This is a genomic window from Geodermatophilaceae bacterium NBWT11 (assembly GCA_014218215.1).
GTDB lineage: Bacteria > Actinomycetota > Actinomycetes > Mycobacteriales > Geodermatophilaceae > Klenkia.
This window is the reverse complement of sequence record CP043652.1, coordinates 2,015,200-2,032,952: the sequence shown is the minus strand read 5'-3', so window position 1 is coordinate 2,032,952 and position 17,753 is coordinate 2,015,200. Positions and strand designations below refer to the sequence as shown.

General features: G+C 74.6%; 21 protein-coding genes, 1 pseudogene and 1 riboswitch. Of the genes and pseudogenes, 15 read left to right on the top strand and 7 right to left on the bottom strand.

Annotation, left to right across the window (positions count from 1 at the left end):
• Positions 1-25: 25 nt before the first annotated feature.
• From F1C76_09790 to F1C76_09755, 8 genes and pseudogenes are all read left to right on the top strand, one after another.
• Positions 26-1,096, top strand: a complete 1,071-nt coding sequence (locus tag F1C76_09790) for a hypothetical protein (protein QNG36851.1) — start codon at positions 26-28, stop codon at positions 1,094-1,096.
• A 161-nt stretch (positions 1,097-1,257) separates the two neighbouring features.
• Entirely contained in the window at positions 1,258-1,545 is a 288-nt protein-coding gene (locus F1C76_09785) for a 30S ribosomal protein S6 (protein ID QNG36850.1), read from the top strand.
• 2 nt (positions 1,546-1,547) lie between these two features.
• Positions 1,548-2,063, top strand: coding sequence for a single-stranded DNA-binding protein (locus tag F1C76_09780; GenBank protein ID QNG36849.1), 516 nt, complete (start codon positions 1,548-1,550; stop codon positions 2,061-2,063).
• A gap of 26 nt (positions 2,064-2,089) precedes the next feature.
• The gene (gene rpsR / locus F1C76_09775; GenBank protein ID QNG36848.1) at positions 2,090-2,326 is read left to right on the top strand and encodes a 30S ribosomal protein S18; all 237 of its coding nucleotides are present in this window, start codon (positions 2,090-2,092) and stop codon (positions 2,324-2,326) included.
• Positions 2,327-2,328: 2 nt separating this feature from the next.
• The gene (locus F1C76_09770; protein ID QNG36847.1) at positions 2,329-2,784 is read left to right on the top strand and encodes a 50S ribosomal protein L9; all 456 of its coding nucleotides are present in this window, start codon (positions 2,329-2,331) and stop codon (positions 2,782-2,784) included.
• Between the two features lie 488 nt (positions 2,785-3,272).
• Positions 3,273-4,643 (top strand): replicative DNA helicase, encoded by a 1,371-nt coding sequence (dnaB, locus tag F1C76_09765; protein ID QNG36846.1) that lies wholly within the window; start codon positions 3,273-3,275, stop codon positions 4,641-4,643.
• Between the two features lie 43 nt (positions 4,644-4,686).
• A pseudogene (locus F1C76_09760) lies at positions 4,687-5,413 on the top strand (phosphotransferase).
• Between the two features lie 30 nt (positions 5,414-5,443).
• The gene (locus tag F1C76_09755) at positions 5,444-6,151 is read left to right on the top strand and encodes a 4a-hydroxytetrahydrobiopterin dehydratase (protein ID QNG36845.1); all 708 of its coding nucleotides are present in this window, start codon (positions 5,444-5,446) and stop codon (positions 6,149-6,151) included.
• Here the strand turns inward: F1C76_09755 and F1C76_09750 are convergent.
• The gene (locus tag F1C76_09750) at positions 6,135-6,593 is read right to left on the bottom strand and encodes a cupin domain-containing protein (protein QNG36844.1); all 459 of its coding nucleotides are present in this window, start codon (positions 6,591-6,593) and stop codon (positions 6,135-6,137) included. The two genes, F1C76_09755 and F1C76_09750, sit on opposite strands and share 17 nt — an antisense overlap.
• A gap of 81 nt (positions 6,594-6,674) precedes the next feature.
• Here F1C76_09750 and F1C76_09745 point away from each other — a divergent pair, with 81 nt between their 5' ends.
• Together F1C76_09745 and F1C76_09740 are read left to right on the top strand one after the other, a co-directional pair.
• Complete coding sequence (locus F1C76_09745; GenBank protein ID QNG39136.1) at positions 6,675-7,493, top strand: alpha/beta hydrolase; 819 nt, start codon at positions 6,675-6,677, stop codon at positions 7,491-7,493.
• A 19-nt stretch (positions 7,494-7,512) separates the two neighbouring features.
• The gene (locus F1C76_09740; GenBank protein ID QNG36843.1) at positions 7,513-7,896 is read left to right on the top strand and encodes an MmcQ/YjbR family DNA-binding protein; all 384 of its coding nucleotides are present in this window, start codon (positions 7,513-7,515) and stop codon (positions 7,894-7,896) included.
• A 6-nt stretch (positions 7,897-7,902) separates the two neighbouring features.
• Here F1C76_09740 and F1C76_09735 read toward each other — a convergent pair whose 3' ends face one another.
• Positions 7,903-8,574, bottom strand: a complete 672-nt coding sequence (locus F1C76_09735) for an NUDIX hydrolase (GenBank protein ID QNG36842.1) — start codon at positions 8,572-8,574, stop codon at positions 7,903-7,905.
• Between the two features lie 87 nt (positions 8,575-8,661).
• Between F1C76_09735 and F1C76_09730 the strand changes: the two genes are divergently transcribed.
• Together F1C76_09730 and F1C76_09725 are read left to right on the top strand one after the other, a co-directional pair.
• The gene (locus F1C76_09730; GenBank protein ID QNG36841.1) at positions 8,662-9,669 is read left to right on the top strand and encodes a hypothetical protein; all 1,008 of its coding nucleotides are present in this window, start codon (positions 8,662-8,664) and stop codon (positions 9,667-9,669) included.
• Positions 9,666-10,547, top strand: coding sequence for a hypothetical protein (locus F1C76_09725; GenBank protein QNG36840.1), 882 nt, complete (start codon positions 9,666-9,668; stop codon positions 10,545-10,547). Before F1C76_09730 ends, F1C76_09725 begins: the two co-directional genes overlap by 4 nt.
• Here F1C76_09725 and F1C76_09720 read toward each other — a convergent pair.
• Complete coding sequence (locus F1C76_09720; GenBank protein ID QNG36839.1) at positions 10,544-11,128, bottom strand: class I SAM-dependent methyltransferase; 585 nt, start codon at positions 11,126-11,128, stop codon at positions 10,544-10,546. The genes F1C76_09725 and F1C76_09720 overlap by 4 nt on opposite strands.
• Between F1C76_09720 and F1C76_09715 the strand changes: the two genes are divergently transcribed.
• Positions 11,112-12,518, top strand: coding sequence for a DNA polymerase IV (locus F1C76_09715; protein ID QNG36838.1), 1,407 nt, complete (start codon positions 11,112-11,114; stop codon positions 12,516-12,518). The two genes, F1C76_09720 and F1C76_09715, sit on opposite strands and share 17 nt — an antisense overlap.
• A gap of 2 nt (positions 12,519-12,520) precedes the next feature.
• On the opposite strand, the gene F1C76_09710 is transcribed toward F1C76_09715, so the two are convergent.
• The 4 genes from F1C76_09710 to thiM form a co-directional block, all read right to left on the bottom strand.
• The gene (locus F1C76_09710) at positions 12,521-13,171 is read right to left on the bottom strand and encodes a TenA family transcriptional regulator (GenBank protein ID QNG36837.1); all 651 of its coding nucleotides are present in this window, start codon (positions 13,169-13,171) and stop codon (positions 12,521-12,523) included.
• On the bottom strand, positions 13,168-14,004 hold the full coding sequence (gene thiD, locus F1C76_09705) for a bifunctional hydroxymethylpyrimidine kinase/phosphomethylpyrimidine kinase (GenBank protein ID QNG36836.1): 837 nt from the start codon (positions 14,002-14,004) through the stop codon (positions 13,168-13,170). The genes F1C76_09710 and thiD overlap by 4 nt, the downstream gene beginning before the upstream one ends.
• Positions 14,001-14,651, bottom strand: coding sequence for a thiamine phosphate synthase (thiE, locus tag F1C76_09700; GenBank protein QNG36835.1), 651 nt, complete (start codon positions 14,649-14,651; stop codon positions 14,001-14,003). Before thiE ends, thiD begins: the two co-directional genes overlap by 4 nt.
• Positions 14,648-15,436, bottom strand: a complete 789-nt coding sequence (thiM, locus tag F1C76_09695; protein ID QNG36834.1) for a hydroxyethylthiazole kinase — start codon at positions 15,434-15,436, stop codon at positions 14,648-14,650. The genes thiE and thiM overlap by 4 nt, the downstream gene beginning before the upstream one ends.
• Positions 15,431-15,526: riboswitch (TPP riboswitch) on the bottom strand. It overlaps the preceding gene by 6 nt.
• A gap of 145 nt (positions 15,527-15,671) precedes the next feature.
• Here thiM and F1C76_09690 point away from each other — a divergent pair.
• Positions 15,672-16,214 (top strand): hypothetical protein, encoded by a 543-nt coding sequence (locus tag F1C76_09690; GenBank protein QNG36833.1) that lies wholly within the window; start codon positions 15,672-15,674, stop codon positions 16,212-16,214.
• Positions 16,211-17,731: a flotillin family protein gene (locus F1C76_09685; GenBank protein QNG36832.1), complete on the top strand. Its 1,521-nt coding sequence runs from the start codon at positions 16,211-16,213 to the stop codon at positions 17,729-17,731. The genes F1C76_09690 and F1C76_09685 overlap by 4 nt, the downstream gene beginning before the upstream one ends.
• The last annotated feature ends 22 nt before the right edge of the window (positions 17,732-17,753 follow it).

Below are 17,753 nucleotides of genomic sequence, written 5' to 3'. Positions count from 1 at the left end.
TTCTCCACCGTGACGTGGGTTACTCGTGAGTAGCCCCACCAGCACCACAGACCTCGACGTGGAGGCAGCACCGATGGACAGCGGCCGGATCCGGCGGACGGCTCGACGCGGCATCGCCGTGGCGACCCTGGGGTGGCTGCTGGCCGTGGCCGGCTCGGTGCTGGCCGCACCGGCGGCCGAGGCGGCGCCCACCGCCACGGTGGCCATCCGGGACCTCACCCCGCCGCTGGTGTCGGTGGACGCCGGCGGGTCGGTCACCTTCGTCAACCAGATCGCCGACAAGCCGGTGACGGTGCAGCTCCCCCTGCTGGGCGGGATCGCCGCGACCGCGCACACCGACGTGTCCCTCGCCTTCGGCGGCGGGGCACAGCCGCTGGCCCCCGGCGCCTCGATGACGAAGACCTTCCCGGCCACCACCGCCGGGGTCATCACCTACACGTACCGGATCGACGTGCAGTCCGGGCTGGCCTCGAACCTGGTCAACCAGGTGGTCAACGGCGCGACGGCGCTGCTGCCCGCGCTCCCGGCGCCCACCCCGTTCGTGGTGAACACCCTGGTCCCGCTGCCGAACCTGCCCTCGGTGAACCTGCCCAGCCTGCCCCCCGTCGCCGTCCCCACGGCCGTGCCCACCACCCCGACCACCCCCACCGCGCAGCCGAGCGGCACCACCAGCCCGACCGCGCCGGTGGCCGAGACCCCGGCCGCCGCACCGGCCACCCAGGCACCGGTCGACGGGACCGCCTACAGCTACGGCACCGTCTCCCCGGCCGGCCAGATGGCGCCGCTGGACACCTCGGCCGCCGCCGCGTTCGACCCCTCCCGGTTCGCCACCGGGGACGCCGCCTCCACCGCCGGGGGCGGCGGCAACGCCGGTACCTACGACGGCGCCTCGGTCCCGGTCTTCGGCGACCTGGCCGGGCTGGGTGGCGGCGCGCTGGGCTCCGGCGCCGGGGACGACGTCGAGACCGTCGCGGACTCCGCCGCCGGCACGCCCGACCCGGCGCTGTCGATCCCGGCCCTGGCCGCCGTCGTCGCCCTGGCCGGTGTCACGGCCGCCCTGGTCCGCACCCACCGGGCCCAGCGCACCGCCGGCTGACGCAGCGCTCGGGCCGACCGCTGGTCCAGCCCCTGGTAGCCTGAACGACGCGCGTCTGGCGGTGGCCCCCTGTGGTCGTCCCGTCCGACGCGCGACGCGTGCACAACCCTCCTGCTGCAGACACTCTGCAGCCGCTGAGACCAGAGGAGGTGGGGTTCTCCGTGCGTCACTACGAACTGATGATCATCCTCGACCCCGAGCTCGAGGAGCGCACCATCGCTCCCAGCCTGGACCGGTTCCTGTCGGTCGTCACCAACTCCGGTGGCACCGTCAAGACCGAGATCTGGGGCCGTCGTCGGATGGCCTACGAGATCAAGAAGAACGCCGAGGGCATCTACGCCATCGTCGACATCGAGGCCGAGCCCGCTGCGGTCGCCGAGCTGGACCGTCAGCTGAACCTCAACGAGTCCATCCTGCGCACCAAGCTGATGCGGCCCGAGGCTCACTGACCATGGCCGGCGAGACCGTCATCACCGTCATCGGCAACCTCACCGCCGACCCGGAGTTGCGTTTCACGCCGTCCGGTGCCGCCGTCGCGAACTTCACCGTGGCCTCCACGCCGCGGACCTTCGACCGTCAGACGTCGGAGTGGAAGGACGGCGAGGCCCTCTTCCTGCGGTGCAACGTGTGGCGGCAGGCGGCGGAGAACGTCGCCGAGTCCCTCACCCGTGGCTCCCGGGTCATCGTCTCGGGCCGTCTGAAGCAGCGCTCCTTCGACACGAAGGAGGGCGAGAAGCGCACCGTCATCGAGCTCGAGGTCGACGAGATCGGCCCCTCGCTCCGTTACGCCACCGCGAAGGTCACCAAGGCCAACCGCGGTGAGGGTGGCGGCGGCGGCTTCGGTGGCGGGTCCTCGTCCGGCGGCGGCGGAGGCGGCTTCGGCTCCTCCGGCGGCGGTGGCGGAGGCAGCGCTTCCAGCGACCCCTGGTCGACCCCGGCGTCGTCGTCCGACGAGCCCCCTTTCTGATCTCGTAAGCCTAGAAAGAGAACCCTGTGCCCAAGCCCCCCATCCGCAAGCCGAAGAAGAAGGTCTGCCAGTTCTGCAAGGACAAGGCGACCTACGTCGACTACAAGGACACGACGCTGCTCCGGAAGTTCATCTCCGACCGCGGCAAGATCCGTGCCCGTCGCGTCAGCGGCAACTGCTCCCAGCACCAGCGTGACGTCGCCGTGGCCGTGAAGAACAGCCGCGAGATGGCCCTGCTGCCCTACACCTCGACGGCGCGCTGATCATGAGTGCATCGAAGCTGATCCTGACCCAGGAGGTCACCGGCCTCGGTTCCGCCGGGGACACCGTCGAGGTGAAGGGCGGGTACGCCCGCAACTACCTCCTGCCCCGTGGACTGGCGATCATCGCCACCCGCGGTGCCGAGAAGCAGATCGAGGGCCTGCGCCGTGCGCGTGCGGCTCGCGACGTGGCGACGCTGGAGGAGGCCAAGCAGGTCGCCGGCCAGCTGTCGTCGCTGAAGGTCTCCGTGCCGGCCAAGGCCGGCAACGGCGGACGGCTGTTCGGCTCGATCACCACGGCCGACGTCGTCGCCGCGGTGACCGCTGCCGGCGGTCCGGCCCTGGACCGTCGTCGGGTCGAACTGCCCAGCTCGATCAAGAGCACCGGCACGCACACCGTCACGGTGCGCGTCCACCCCGAGGTCAGCGCTGCGCTGCCCATCGAGGTCGTCTCCGCGTAACAGCACCACCCTCCAGCAGGGGCGTCGGACTCCGGTCCGGCGCCCCTGCTGGCGTTCCGGGCGAGATCTGCCAGCCCTGGGCCGCGGCCTGGTGGGGTGCCGTGGTGGCGACGCACCGGTGCCGTCACGCCGCGCCCGGGTGTGGCGGAAAGGTGCCGACTTTCTCCCGTCCACAGGGTCCGGGCAGCGGACTGCCAGGTGACGGGCGCCTTTCCGCCGGGTGGCCGGGACGCGTCCCCGACGCTCTCCACACGGAGGCTGCGTTCGTCCACCGACTTGTCCACAGGTTGTGCAGATCCACGTGCACAGCGGTCGTGGACGGCGCCCCCCGCGGTGCCTAGCGTCGCCTGCGAACCCACCGCGCGGGCGGTCCCCGGCCGACGACGTCGGAACTGTCGGACCCCCGCGGTACCAACACACGACGACGTCGCAGCGCCCCGTCCGGGCGCGGTGGTGGTGGGTCCGCGCAACGACGGGAGCAGTTCTCAGTGGCAGTGCTCGACGACATCAGCAGGCCGCAGGCCGCAGCTCCCCAGTACGACCGCCAGCCCCCTCAGGACGTCGCTGCCGAGCAGTCGGTGCTCGGCGGCATGCTGCTGAGCAAGGACGCCATCGCCGACGTGGTGGAGGTCCTGCACGGCGCGGACTTCTACCGCCCGGCCCACCAGATCGTCTTCGACTGCGTGCTGGACCTCTACGGCCGCGGCGAGCCCGCCGACGCGATCACCGTCGCCGCCGAGCTCAACCGCACCGACCAGCTGTCCCGGATGGGCGGCGCGGTCTACCTGCACACCCTCATCCAGTCCACGCCGACCGCGGCCAACGCCGGCTACTACGCCGCGATCGTGGCCGAGCAGGCCGTGCTGCGCCGCCTGGTCGAGGCCGGCACCCGCGTGGTGCAGCTGGGCTACGGCGCAGCCGGCGGCAAGGGCGACGTCGACGACATCGTCGACCGGGCCCAGCAGGAGATCTACGACGTCACCGAGAAGCGGATGAGCGAGGACTACTCGCGCCTCGAGGACGTCCTGCAGCCCACCATGGACGAGCTGGACGCCATCGCCAGCCGCGGTGGCACCGCCCGCGGTGTGCCCACCGGCATCCGCGACCTGGACGAGCTCACCAACGGCCTGCAGGCCGGCCAGATGATCGTCATCGCGGCCCGACCCGGCGTGGGCAAGTCGACGCTGGGGCTCGACATCGCCCGCAACGCCTCCGTCAAGCACCACCAGGCGGCCTGCATCTTCTCCCTGGAGATGAGCAAGCACGAGATCACCATGCGTCTGCTGTCGGCCGAGGCGAAGGTGCCGCTGCACCACATGCGCGCGGGCTCGCTGAGCGACGAGGACTGGTCGAAGCTCGCCCGCCGGATGGGCGAGGTGGCCGACGCCCCGCTCTACATCGACGACTCCCCCAACATGACGATGATGGAGATCCGGGCCAAGGCGCGGCGGCTCAAGCAGCGCAACGACCTCAAGCTGGTGGTCATCGACTACCTGCAGCTCATGACGTCGGGCAAGCGGGTGGAGTCCCGTCAGCAGGAGGTCTCGGAGTTCTCCCGTGCGCTCAAGCTGCTGGCCAAGGAGCTCGAGGTCCCGGTGATCGCGATGAGCCAGCTCAACCGTGGGTCCGAGCAGCGTCAGGACAAGAAGCCGATGCTGTCCGACCTCCGTGAGTCCGGCTCGATCGAGCAGGACGCCGACATGGTGATGATGATCCACCGCGAGGACATGTACGAGAAGGAGTCCCCGCGGGCCGGCGAGGCCGACATCATGCTGGTCAAGCACCGCAACGGCCCCACCGCCAACGTCACCGTCGCCTTCCAGGGCCACTACTCGCGCTTCGTGGACATGGCCAACTGAGAAGTCGCTGGCGCCGCCGCGTCGGGCGTGCGCTGATGGGCCGGTGACCGACCGGCCCTTCAGCGAGCTCGCCCGGTTCCACCAGCTCGGCGAGGACCCGGTGCCCGACGTCGTCACCCGGCTGGCGGACGAGCACGGACCGGCCCGGCTGGTCTGGCGCAACCAGCTCGGTGGGCTCACCTTCGCGCTGGGATCGACCGCGCACGTGAAGTGGAGCCCGCACTCCGCCGGGATCGACCTGGGGCGGGAACGGGACGCGCTGGGCTGGCTCGCCGGTCACCACCCCGTCCCGCGGGTGCTGGGCAGCGGTGCGGACGGCGAGGCCCGGTGGCTGCTCACCGCGACGGTGGCCGGGGACCACGCGGTGGCGGGCCCGTCGGCCCGAGGCCGTCGCGGCGATCGCGGCCGGGCTCCGGGCACTGCACGCGCTGCCGGTCGACGTGGTCCCCGCCGACCGGGTGGCCGAGGCCTGGGCGGCCCGCACCCCGCCGGCCCTGGGCCCGCGTCCGCCGGTCGAGCACCCCGTCGTCGTGCACGGGGACGCCTGTGCCCCCAACACCCTCGTCGCCGACGACGGCAGCTGGGTGGGCCACGTCGACCTCGGCGACCTGAGCGTCGGGGACCGGTGGGCCGACCTCGCCGTCGCCTCGCTGAGCCTGGACTGGAACTACGGGGAGGGCCACCAGGGCGAGCTGTTCGACGCCTACGGCATCGCGCCGGACGCCGAGCGGATCCGCTGGTACCGGGCCCTGTGGGAACAGGAGTCCTGACTGTCGGAGGGGTGGTGCAGCATGCGCGCCATGACCGAGGAACCGGCAGCAGACCCGACCCGTGCCCTGTCCCGCACCGAGGCCTCCACGGCCGTCGAGGCGCTGGGCTGGCGGCTGCTGCTCGGAGAGCTGCGCACGGCGGTCGAGGTGGGGTCGCTGACCGACGCTGCGGCGGTGGCGACTGCGGTGACCGGGGCCCTGGGGGCGGACGCCGACGGGCACCTGCGGATCGACCTGCGCGGCGACCGGGTCGAGGTGGGCCTGCAGACCCGCGACCGGGCACTGGTCACCGGGGTCGACGTCGAGCTGGCACACCGGGCCACCGCGGCGCTCGACCGGCCCGTCGAGCCCGCCGGCGGCCACCCGGTGCAGGCCCTGGAGATCGCCGTCGACGCCCTGGACATCCCGGCGGTGCTGCCGTTCTGGGCCGCGGTGCTCGACCTCGTGCCCCAGCCCGGTGACGACGGGGCCCTGGTCGACCCGGCCGGTGTGCTGCCCACGGTCTGGTTCCAGCAGATGGACGCCGCACGCCCCCAGCGCAACCGCATCCACCTCGACGTCACCGTCGCCCACGACCAGGCGCAGGCCCGGGTCGCCGCCGCGCTGGCCGCCGGCGGTCGGCTGCTGTCCGATGACATGGCCCGCTCGTTCTGGGTGCTGGCCGACGTCGAGGGCAACGAGGTGTGCGTGTGCACCTGGCAGGACCGCGACGAGCGCGACGTCAGTCCCGCAGGTTGAGCTGGTCGTACCGGGCCGCCAGCTCGTCGAGCTCGTCGGTCGTCGGCACGTGCCCGTCGGCGTGCAGCGCGGCCATCCCCCGGAAGTAGTCCTCCCGCGGGGCGCCCGGGGTGAACAGGATGAGGAACCGGCAGCCGGCGTCGTCGTCCGCGGCGTGGAAGCCGTGCACCCCCGAGCGGGGCACGTAGACCAGGTCACCGGGGCAGGCGGTGGTCCAGGTGTCGCCGTCCAGCACGGCCAGCCGGCCCTCCAGCACGTGGAAGGACTCGCTGAACGTGCGGTGCACGTGCGGGCCGGGGCCGCCGCCACCGGGCGGGAGGGTGACCTCGAACAGGCCGAAGTCACCGCGGGTCTGGGCGCCGGTGGCGATGAAGCGGGTCTGGCCGGCGGTCTCCTGGTCGGTGTGCCGGGAGACCGTCGCCGGGTCGGGCGGGAAGCTCACCCCCTCGTCCTACCAGGACGGCAACCGATCCGACCCGGGGGACGAACACCGGCCATGCGGATCTCCGACCGGCTGCAGGCGATGACGATGCACGCGACCGCCCGGTGGACGGTCCGGTACGGCGAGGAGCTGCGGTTCGCGGGCACCGACCTGCCCGACCCCGAGGTCGTCGGGGTGGACACGCGGCACGGCCGGGTGCCGGTGCACGTCTACCGCGGGGCCGGCGACGGGGCGCACGTGCACTTCCACGGCGGGGCCTGGCTGATGCGGTACCCCGAGATGGACGACTGGTGGTGCCGCTACCTGGCCGCGACCACCGGGGCGACGGTGCACAACGTGGACTTCCGCACCGGGCCCTACGTGGCCTACCCGGTCGCCCAGGAGCAGTGCCACGACGTCGCCGCGTTGGTGGCCGGCCGGTTCGAGCGGGTGTCGGTCGGCGGGTTCTCCTCCGGCGGCGGGAACGCGGCCTCGGTCTGCCTCCAGGCGCGTGACCGGGGGTCCTTCACCCCGGTGCTGCAGGTGCTGGGCATCCCGGCGCTGGACCTCGCGGCGGAGCTGCCCGCCGGGAACGGGATGATCTCGCCGTCGCTGCGGGCGCTGGTCCGCCGGGTCTACTTCCCCGATCCGGCCTCGCGCACCGAGCCCTACGCCTCCCCCGTGCTGGCTCCCGACCTGTCCGGGCTGCCCCCGGCGCTGGTGCTCACCGCCGAGCGGGACACCCTGCGGCCCGACGGGGTCCGCTACGTCCAGCGGCTGCGGGAGGCCGGCGTCGACGTCTGGCACCACGAGACCCCCGGCGTGGACCACTACTTCCTCACCGAGGACCCGGTGCGGGCGCGGGACACCATGGCCCAGGTCGCCGACCGGGTGCGGGCGGCCCTTGCCGGGGCCGGCTGACCGGGCCAGGGTGGCCGCCATGGCCACCTGGGCGGACGTCGAGCGCATCGCGACCGCGCTGCCGGCGGTCGAGGAGGGCACCACCTGGGGCAACCGCTGCTGGAAGGTGGCGGGGGCGACCTTCGTCTGGGTGCGTCCGCTGGGGAAGAAGGACCGCGCCGACCTCGGCGATGAGGCCCCCGACGGCGAGGTCCTGGGCGTCCGGGTGGCCGACGAGGGCGAGAAGGCCGAGCTGCTCGCCGCCGAGCCCGACGTCTGCTTCACGATCCCGCACTTCGACGGGTACGCCGCCGTCCTGGTCCGGCTGGACGACGTGGCGGTCGACCTGCTGACCGAGCTGGTCACCGACGCCTGGCGCGCCCGCGCCCCGCAGCGGACCAGGAAGGCCCACCCGGACACCTGAGCCGGCTCAGGCGTCGGTGCGCAGCAGGGGCGGGTGCAGCGTGTCGGCGGGACCGCGGCGGTACAGCTGGGCCGGCCGGCCGCCGTCCCGGGTGGTGGTCTCACCCGTCGGTTCCAGCAGCCCCGCGGTGCCGGTGACCTTGCGGTGGAAGTTGCGCGGGTCCAGGTCGCGGCCCCAGACCACCTCGTAGACCCGGCGCAGCTGGGCGACGGTGAACGACGGCGGGCAGAACGCCGTCCCCAGCGCCGAGTACTCGAGCTTCGCCCGGGCGCGCTCGACGCCGTCGGCGAGCACCCGGTCGTGGTCGAAGGCCAACCCGGACAGCCCCGCCACCGGCGCCCAGCGGGCGGCCTCGGCGTCGGTGCCGGCGGTGGGCGCGGGCTGGTCGGGCACGAGCGCCAGGTGCGCGACGGTGACCACCCGCTGGCGGGGGTCCCGGTCCGGCGCCCCGTAGGAGGCCAGCTGCTCCAGGTGGCCGACGGTCAGCCCGGTCTCCTCGACCAGCTCGCGGGCCGCGGCGGCCGCGAGGTCCTCCTCGGGCCGCACGAAACCGCCGGGCAGCGCGTCCTGGCCGGCGAAGGGCTCGACGCCCCGGCGCACCAGCAGCACGCACAGCTCGTCGCCTCGGACGGTGAGCACCACGAGGTCGACGGTGACCGCGAACGGGGGGAAGTCCACGCCGGCACCCTAGCGTCAGGTTGACGACAAGGGCTAGCGACACTTATCGTCGAGCTGACGACAAAAGCCCACCGAGAGGACCCCGTCATGGCCGACATCGCCCGCTACCCCCTCGTCCGGCACCTCCGCGGCTCGGCGACCGCCCACGTCCAGCACGTCACCGCGGGGCGGTTGCGGCACGCGGGCACCGGCGCCAGCTTCTGGTTCCGCCCGCTCTCGGCGGTGCTCAGCGAGATCCCGGTCGACGACCGCGAGCTGCCACTGCTCTTCCACGCCCGGACGGCGGACTTCCAGGACGTCACCGTGCAGATGACGCTGACCTTCCGGTTCACCGATCCGGCGGTGACCGCGGCCCGGGTGGACTTCTCCATCGACCCGGACACCGGCCGCTGGCGGGGCACCCCGCTGGAGCAGGTCGCCGGGCTGCTCACCGAGTCGGCCCAGCAGCACGCGATCGACCTGCTGGCCGGTGCGGCGATGACCGTCGCGCTGACCGGCGGGGTGCGCACCGTCCGGGACACCGTCGCGGCCGGGCTGGCCGCCGACCCGCGGCTGGCCGAGACCGGGATCGTGGTGATCGACGTCCGGGTGGTGGCGATCCGGCCCGAACCCGAGGTCGAGCGGGCACTGCGCACGCCGACCCGGGAGCAGGTGCAGGCCGACGCGGACGCGGCCACCTACAGCCGGCGGGCGGTCGCGGTGGAGCGCGAGCGGGCGATCGCGGAGAACGAGCTGGCCAACCAGGTCGAGCTGGCCCGCCGCGAGGAGGAGCTGGTCGCCCAGCGCGGGGTGAACGCCCGGCGCGAGGCGGAGAGCGCCGCGGCCGCCGCCGAGGTCGCCGCCGAGGCCGCCGCCCGCCGCGACCGGCGCACCGCCGAGGTGCGGGCCGAGGCGGTGCGGGTGCAGGGCGCGGCGAAGGCCGAGACGACGGCGGCGGACCTGGCCGCCTGGGCCACCGTCGACGCCGAGCTGGTCACCGCGTTGGCGCTGAAGGACCTGGCGGCCAACCTGCCGAAGATCGACAGCCTGGTCCTCACCCCGGACCTGCTGGCCCCGGTGCTGGCCAAGCTGGGGGCTGCCGGGAGGACCGAGTGAGCCTCGCCCCGCGGGTGGTGCTCGTGCACCGGGCCACCGAGCTCGCCGAGCTGGTGGCCCGGCACGGCACCCGCGCCCAGGCGGCGTTCTTCCTGCAGAGCCGGGGCCGGGACGTCGAGGAGGTCGCCGCCCGGGACGCCGCCCAGCAGGCCGCGGTGGCCCGGGCGATGGCCCAGGTGCCGTTGGACTGGCGGCGGGGCAGCGTGGAGCGGGCCGACCTGTCCCGCTTCCTGTTCTCCCCCGACGACGTCGTCCTCGTCGTCGGGCAGGACGGCCTGGTGGCCAACGTGGCCAAGTACCTCACCGGTCAGCCCGTCGTCGGCGTGGACCCCGACCCGGGCCGCAACGCCGGCGTCCTCGTGCGGCACCGCCCGGCCGACGTCGGCCGGCTGCTCGCCCACCGCGACCGCACGGAGTCCCTCACCATGGTGCAGGCGACGGCGGACGACGGGCAGACCCTGCTGGCGCTCAACGAGGTCTACCTGGGTCAGCCCACCCACCAGACCGCCCGGTACCGGCTGCAGGCACCGGGGGCCGCGGCCGAGCGGCAGGCGTCGTCCGGGGTCCTGGTCGCGACCGGCACCGGGGCCACCGGCTGGTGCCGCTCGGCCTGGCTGGAGCGGCACAGCCCGCTGGTGCTGCCCGGGCCGGTCGACCCGGCGCTGGCCTGGTTCGTGCGGGAGGCGTGGCCGTCCCCGGCCACCGGCACCCGCTGCACCGAGGGCCGGCTGGACGGCGACGACGTGCTGACCGTGACCGTGGAGAGCGACGGCCTGGTGGTGTTCGGCGACGGCCTGGAGGACGACCACCTGACCGTCTCCTGGGGCCAGCAGGTCACCGTCGGCCGGGCTACGGCGCGGTTGGAGCTGGTGGTCTAGGAGAGGACGGCGACCAGGAAGTCCGACTCCGCGGTGGCCGGTCGCAGGTCCCAGGTGGCCAGCTGCAGGTCGACGGTCCAGCCGACGGCGCGGGCGTCGTCGAGGAACTCGGCGAACGGGTAGCCGCGGTCGGCACCGAAGCCGATCGCCGCGCGGCCACCGGGCACGACGTGGGACCGGAAGCCGGCCAGCACCCGGCGACGGGTGGACGGCGCCAGGAACGCCATCACGTTGCCCGCGCACACCACGGCGTCGAACCGGCCGGGCACGTCCAGCAGGGCCAGGTCGCCGACCAGCCAGGTCGGACCCGGGTGGTCGGCCCGGGCCGCCTCGACGAGCACCGGGTCGGCGTCCACGCCCACCACCTCGTGCCCGACCGCGGCCAGCGCGGCGCCCACCCGGCCGGGGCCGCAGCCGGCGTCGAGCACCCGGGAGCCGCGGGGCAGCATCGCGTCGACGAACCGGGCCTCGCCGTCCAGGTCGAACCCGTCGGCGGCCAGCCCGCGGAAGCGCGCGACGTAGTTCGCGGAGTGCTCGGGGTCGGCGGCGGCCTGCTGGGCCCAGATGCTCGGTTCGGTCACGGGCCCATCATCGGCTGCGCCGGTGGAGGACGATGGACCGGTGCGGCGAGAGGCGAGCATCCTGCACCTGGACCTGGATGCCTTCTTCGCTGCCGTCGAGCAGCGCGACAAGCCCAGCCTGCGGGGCAAGCCCGTGGTCGTCGGCGGCACCGGGGGCCGCGGCGTCGTCGCCACCGCCTCCTACGAGGCGCGCGCCTACGGGGCGCGCAGCGCGATGTCCGCCGGGGAGGCGCGCCGCCGCTGTCCGCCCGGGACCGCGTTCCTGGGCGGCCGCTTCGCCGCCTACTCCACGACCTCGCGGGTGGTGATGGAGGAGCTGCGCGAGCTGTCGCCCCTGGTGGAGCAGGTGAGCGTCGACGAGGCCTACGTCGACCTCGCCGCCGGCGGCCACGACCTCACCACCGACGGGCTCACGGCGTTGGCGGCAGCCCTCAAGGTGCGCATCCACGAGGCCACCGGCGGGGTGCGCGGCTCGGTGGGCATCGCGTCGTCCAAGACGCTGGCCAAGATCGCCAGCGAGCTCGACAAGCCCGACGGGCTGCGGGTGATCCCGGCCGGCACCGAGCTCGAGGTGCTGCACCCGTTGCCGGTCCGCTCGCTGCCCGGCGTCGGCCCGGCCACCGGGGACCGGTTGTCCTCGGTCGGCGTCCGGACGGTGGCCGACCTGCACCAGCGCTCGCTCACCGACCTGGTCTCCCTGGTCGGTCAGGCGCACGGTTCGGGGCTCTACCGCCTGGCCCGCGCCGAGGACGACCGGCCGGTCGTGCCCGACCGCGAGGCCAAGAGCGTGTCGGCCGAGCGCACCTACGCGACCGACCTGACCGACCTGGGCCGGCTCGAGTCCGAGATCCGCTGGCTGGCCGACCGGGTGGTCACCCGGCTGCAGGCGGACGGGACGGCGGGCCGCACCGTCACGCTGAAGTTCCGCAGGTACGACTTCACCACCCTCACCCGGTCGCAGACGTTGCCCCAACCGGTGGACGACGCCCGCACGATCGCCGAGGTCGCCCGGCGGTTGCTGGCCGGCATCGACCGCACCGGCGGGGTGCGCCTGCTCGGGGTCGGCGTCTCGGGCCTGGCCACCTACGTGCAGGGCGACCTGTTCGCCCCCGCCGAGGAGCCGGTGTCCGCCGCCGTCGAGTCGGCCGAGGAGGACCGCGCCCCCGACGCCCTGGCCCCCGACGACCCCGCCCCCGGTCCGGCCCAGCGGGTCTGGCACCCCGGCCAGGACGTCGAGCACGCCGAGCTCGGCCGCGGCTGGGTGTGGGGCAGCGGGCTGAACCGGGTCACCTGCCGGTTCGAGGGGCCGACGACGGGGCCCGGCAAGGTGCGCACCTTCGCGGGGGACGACCCCGACCTGCAGCCGGCCGATCCGCCCGACTGGCGCTGAGCTCAGCCGGCCCAGGTCTCCCGTTCGTACGCGGCCCGCCAGAAGTCCCGCTCGTAACGGGTCGCGACGGCGAAGGCCCGGTGCATGGCGGCGGTGTGCTCCGGGGCGGCCGCGGCATCGGTCAGCTCGCGGGCCCGCCGGGTGGACTCCTGGAACGCCGGGTCGTCGTAGGTGGTGACCCACCGGGCGTAGGGGTGGTCGGGCGTGGACCGGGCGGTCGCGGCCAGCCGGACGCCGGTGTCGGCGTACACCCAGAAGCAGGGCAGCACGGCGGCGCAGCCCACCGGGTGGGGGGCGGTCGCGGCGGTGGCCACCAGCCAGGAGACGTACCCCAGGCAGGTCGGTGACGGCTCGACGGCCGGGTCGACCCCGCCGGAGAGCTGCAGCAGGTCCGCGTGCAGCGTCGTCTCCACCGCACCGGCCCCGTGCGAGGCCTCGGCCCAGAACGCGGTCGCCGCGGTGTCCGGGGCCCGGGCGGCCAGCAGGGCCAGCGCCCGGGCGTAGCCGGCCAGGTACAGCGCGTCCTGCTCCAGGTAGTGCCGGAAGGACGCCGGGTCCAGGGTGCCGTCGGCCAGTTCGGCGAGGAAGGGCAGCGCCTCGATCTGGGCGCGCACCCCGGCGGTGGCGGCCCAGGCGTCGGCCGTGAAGCTCATGCCTCCCCCCACGTGCGGGCCAGGTGGTGCACCGGACCGTTCCCGGAGCCGACCCCCAACGTGTCCGCTCCGAGCAGGGCGGCCTGCAGCAGGTCGCGGGCGTCCTCGACGAGGGCAGGCCAGTCCGGAGCCGCCCCGGCGCGGGCGGCCCCGGCGGCCAGAGCCGCCGACAGCGTGCAGCCGGTGCCGTGGGTGTTCGCCGTCGGCACCAGGGGACGTCGGCTGAGGTGCACCGTCGGGCCGCCCGCACCGGCCACGGCCAGCACGTCGACGCTCTCGCCCAGGGCGGCGGCCAGGTGACCGCCCTTCACCAGCACCGCACCCGGGCCGAGCTCGAGCAGGGCGAGCGCCTGCTCCCGCAGCCCGTCGACGCCGGTCGCCGGGGTGCTGCGCAGCAGCCGGGCGGCCTCGGGCACGTTGGGGGTGAGCAGGTCGGTCACCGGCAGCAGGGCGGTGCGGACGGCGTCCACCGCGTCGTCGTCGATCAGCTGGTCACCGCTGGTCGCCACCATCACCGGGTCGACGACCAGCGGGCCGGCCGGGCGGTCGGTCAGCACGGCGACGACCTCGTGCACCACCGCCGCCGAGCCGAGCATCCCGGTCTTGACCGCGTGCACGGTCACGTCGTCGAGCAGGGTGCGCAGCTGGTGACCGACGAAGGCCGCCGGCACCGGGTGCACCCCGGTCACCCCGCGGGTGTTCTGCGCGGTCAGCGCGGTGAGCACCGCGGTGCCGAACACCCCCAGCGCGGAGAAGGTCTTCAGGTCGGCCTGCACGCCGGCGCCGCCGCCGGGGTCCGAGCCGGCGATGCTGAGCGCCACCCGCGCGCTCACGCCGGCACCCCGGCGAGGGCGTCGCGCAGCGCTGCCGCGGCAGCCCGCGGGTCGGGGGCGGCGCAGACGTCGGAGACCACGCAGACGCCGTCCACCCCGGTCGCGGCGACCTCGGCGACCCGGTCGCGGTGGATGCCGCCGATGGCCACCGCGGTCAACCCGGCGGCCCGCGCCCGGCCGGCCAGCTCGCGGACCCCGGCCAGGCCCAGCGCGGCCCCGGCGTCGGGCTTGGTGGGCGTGGACCACAGCGGGGACAACCCCACCAGGTCGACCGTCCCGGCGGGCAGCGCGAGGGCGGCGTCGAGCTGGGCGGAGGAGCCGACCGACAGCCCCAGGTGCAGGTGCGGGGCCAGTGCGTGCACCTCGGTGACCGGCAGGTCGTCCTGGCCCAGGTGCACCCCGTGTGCACCGGCCAGCAGCGCCACGTCGACCGCGTCGTCGACCACCACCGCGACGTCGGGCCGGTCGGCCAGCACCGCCAGCACGGCCCGGGTGAGGGCGAGCAGCTCCCGGCGGGTCGCTGTCTTGTCCCTCACCTGGACGGCGGTCGCGCCGCCGGCGACCGCGGCCCCGACCACCTCGGGCACGCTGCGGGGCAGACACAGCGCGGTGTCGGTGACCAGGTAGAGCGTGGGGTCGAACCTCACCGGAGGACGACCGCGGCCAGGTCGCCCGGGGTCACCGCGGCCAGCTCGTCGATCCAGCGGACGGCGAAGCTCCCCGGGCCCGGGGTCCCCGCCGCGGCCCGCCCGGCGGCGACGGCGACGTGCGCGTGCGCCGCGACCGCGCCGGTGAGGCTCGACCCCGTCGCCGCCACGTACGCCGCGGTCAGCGCACCCAGGGCGCAACCGGCGCCGGTGGTGCGGGTCAGCAGCACGTGGCCCCCGCCCACCCGCACCGTCGTCGTCCCGTCGGTGAGCACGTCCACCTCGCCGCTGACCGCGACCACCCCACCGGTGCGCCGGGCCAGGTCGCCGGCGGCCTCCAGCGCGTCGTCGGTGCTGTGCGTGCTGTCCACCCCGCGGCCACCGGCCCCGGCACCGGCCAGGGCGAGCACCTCCGAGGCGTTGCCCCGCACGACGTCGGGGCACAGGTCGACGAGCTCGGCGGCGAGCCGGGTGCGGAAGGGCAGCCCGCCCACGGCCACCGGGTCGAGCACCCAGGGCGTGCCGGCCTCCCCGGCGGCCCGGGCCGCCAGCCGCATCGCCTCCGCCGTCCGGGCGTTGACCGTGCCCACGTTGACCAGCACCGCCGAGGCGACCCGGGCGAAGGCGTCGGCCTCCTCGGGCGCGTCGACCATCGCCGGGGCGGCGCCGACGGCGAGGAGGGCGTTCGCGGTGATCGTCTGCACCACGGTGTTGGTCAGGCAGTGCACCAGGGGTGCGGTGTCGGTGAGGCTGCCGCGGGCAGCCCCCAGGAGTGCGGCGTCCATCGAGGTCGACATCCCTTCGCCAGTGTCAGCTGGAGCAGGTTCGACGGGTGTGCTCTCAGTCCCGCGGTCGGGACACCCCGTGTCGACGCCGATCCTGGCATCCCGGGCGCCGGTCCGCCGGTCGTCGTCCACAGGGGTGAGGTCCGTCCACCGAGACGCGACCGTGCTTGATCGCCGCGGCCCCAGCTGTGAGGGTGGGGTCACCCCGCACCGCCCGACCTGCAGAGGAGCCCGGTTGGACCCGATCGCCGTGACCCTGCTCGTCGTCGGCGGCGTCGGTCTGCTCGTGCTGGTGCTGTCCCTGGTGGTCGGGGAGATCGGCGAGTTCGGCGGCGACGTCGACGGCCCCTTCTCCGTGCCCGCGGTGGCGGCCTTCCTCGGCGGCATCGGCTTCGGCGGGGCGGCGGCGTCGGCACTGCTGCCCGACCTGCCCGGGGTGGCGACGGTGCTGCTCAGCCTGCTCGCCGGCCTGGTCGTCGCGCTGCCGCTGGCCGCCGGTGCCCTCCGGCTGTCGGCCTCGCTGCGCGACATGCCCACCGAGCCGACCCTCACCGACGACCGGCTGCTGGGCACCCAGGGCGTCGTGGTCTCCGCGGTGCCGGCCGGCGGGTTCGGCGAGGTCCGGCTCTCCGTCGGTGGCCAGCAGCTCAAGTACTCGGCCCGCAGCGAGGCCGCGCTGCCGGCCGGCACACCCGTCTACGTCGTCGACACCCCGTCGGCGACCTCGGTGGAGGTCGTCTCGACCGCACCGGAACCGTCTGGAGGCCCCACCCCGTGACCCTGCTCATCGCCCTCGGCGGCATCGTCGCCCTGGTCCTCCTGCTCGTGCTGCTGGTGCTGTCCCGCATCAAGGTCGCCGGGCCCAACCAGGCCTTCCTGGTCACCGGCCGGCAGGGCCGCTCGGTGACCGGTGCCGACGGCGCGGTCAGCCGGGACATGTCCGGCCAGAAGGTCGTCATGGGCGCCAGCGTCTTCGTGCTCCCGGTCGTGCAGAAGCTGCACTCGATCGACCTGTCCAGCCGCCGGATCCCAGTGGGCATCCGCGGCGCGGTGAGCAAGCAGGGCGTCAAGTGCGACCTCGAGGGCGTCGCGATCGTCAAGGTCGGCGGCAACGAGTCCTCGATCCGGGCCGCTGCGCAGCGCTTCCTGGCCCAGCAGCAGGGCATCGACACCTTCACCTCGGAGGTGCTCGCCGGTGCGCTGCGCTCCATCGTGGGCCGGCTGACGATCGAGGAGATCATCCGCGACCGCGCGGCCTTCGCCTCCGCCGTCGCCGAGGAGGCCGAGTCCTCCCTCACCGGCCAGGGCCTGGTGCTGGACACCTTCCAGCTGCAGGACATCCAGGCCGAGGGCACCTACCTGGCCGACCTGGGCCGTCCCGAGGCCGCCCGGGTGCTCAAGGAGGCCTCGATCGCCGAGGCCCGCGCCCGCCAGGCCGCCCAGCAGGAGCAGCTGCTCGCCGACGAGGCCATCGCGGTCTCCCAGCGCCAGCTGGCCCTGAAGCAGTCCGAGATCGCCGCGGAGACCGATGCCGCCAAGGCCCGGGCCGCCGCGGCCGGCCCGCTCGCCCAGGCCGCGCAGGACCAGCAGGTGCTCGCCGAGCAGGAGAAGGTCGCCGCGCGCACCGCGACGCTGACCCAGGCCCAGCTGGACACCCAGGTCCGCCGCCCGGCCGACGCCGAGCGCTACCGTGTCGAGCAGGAGGCCGAGGGTCGCAAGAACAGCCGCATCCTCACCGCCGAGGCCGACCGGCAGGCCACCATCGCCGCGGCCCAGGCTGCCGCCGAGCAGGCCAAGCTCTCCGGTGAGGGTGAGCGGGCCCGCCGGTCCGCCCTCGCCGAGGCCGAGGCCATCGAGGGCGCCAAGCGCGGTGAGGCCGAGAAGCTGCGCCGTCAGGCGATCGCCGACGCCGTCGAGCGGGAGGGCTCGGCCGAGGCCTCCGCGATCCTCGCCCGGGGCAAGGCCGAGGCCGAGTCGATGGACGCCCGCTCGCAGGCGTTCAGCACCTACGGCGAGGCCGCGATCCTGGACCTGCTGGTCAAGGTGCTGCCCGAGGTCGTCGCGGCCGCCGCGGCCCCGCTGTCCAGCGTGGACAAGATGACCGTGATCAGCGCCGACGGCCCCGGGTCGTTGTCCCGGTCGGTGGCCTCCAACGTCGCCCAGGGCCTGCAGCTGTCCGGCGACCTCACCGGCATCGACATGGCCCAGCTGCTCAAGCGGCTGTCCGGGGACGCGGTGTCGTCGTTCGGCACCGGTACGGGCACCGTGGTGCCGGTGGACGGGGAGAACGCCTGAGACCGTGCGGCAGGCTGGGGTC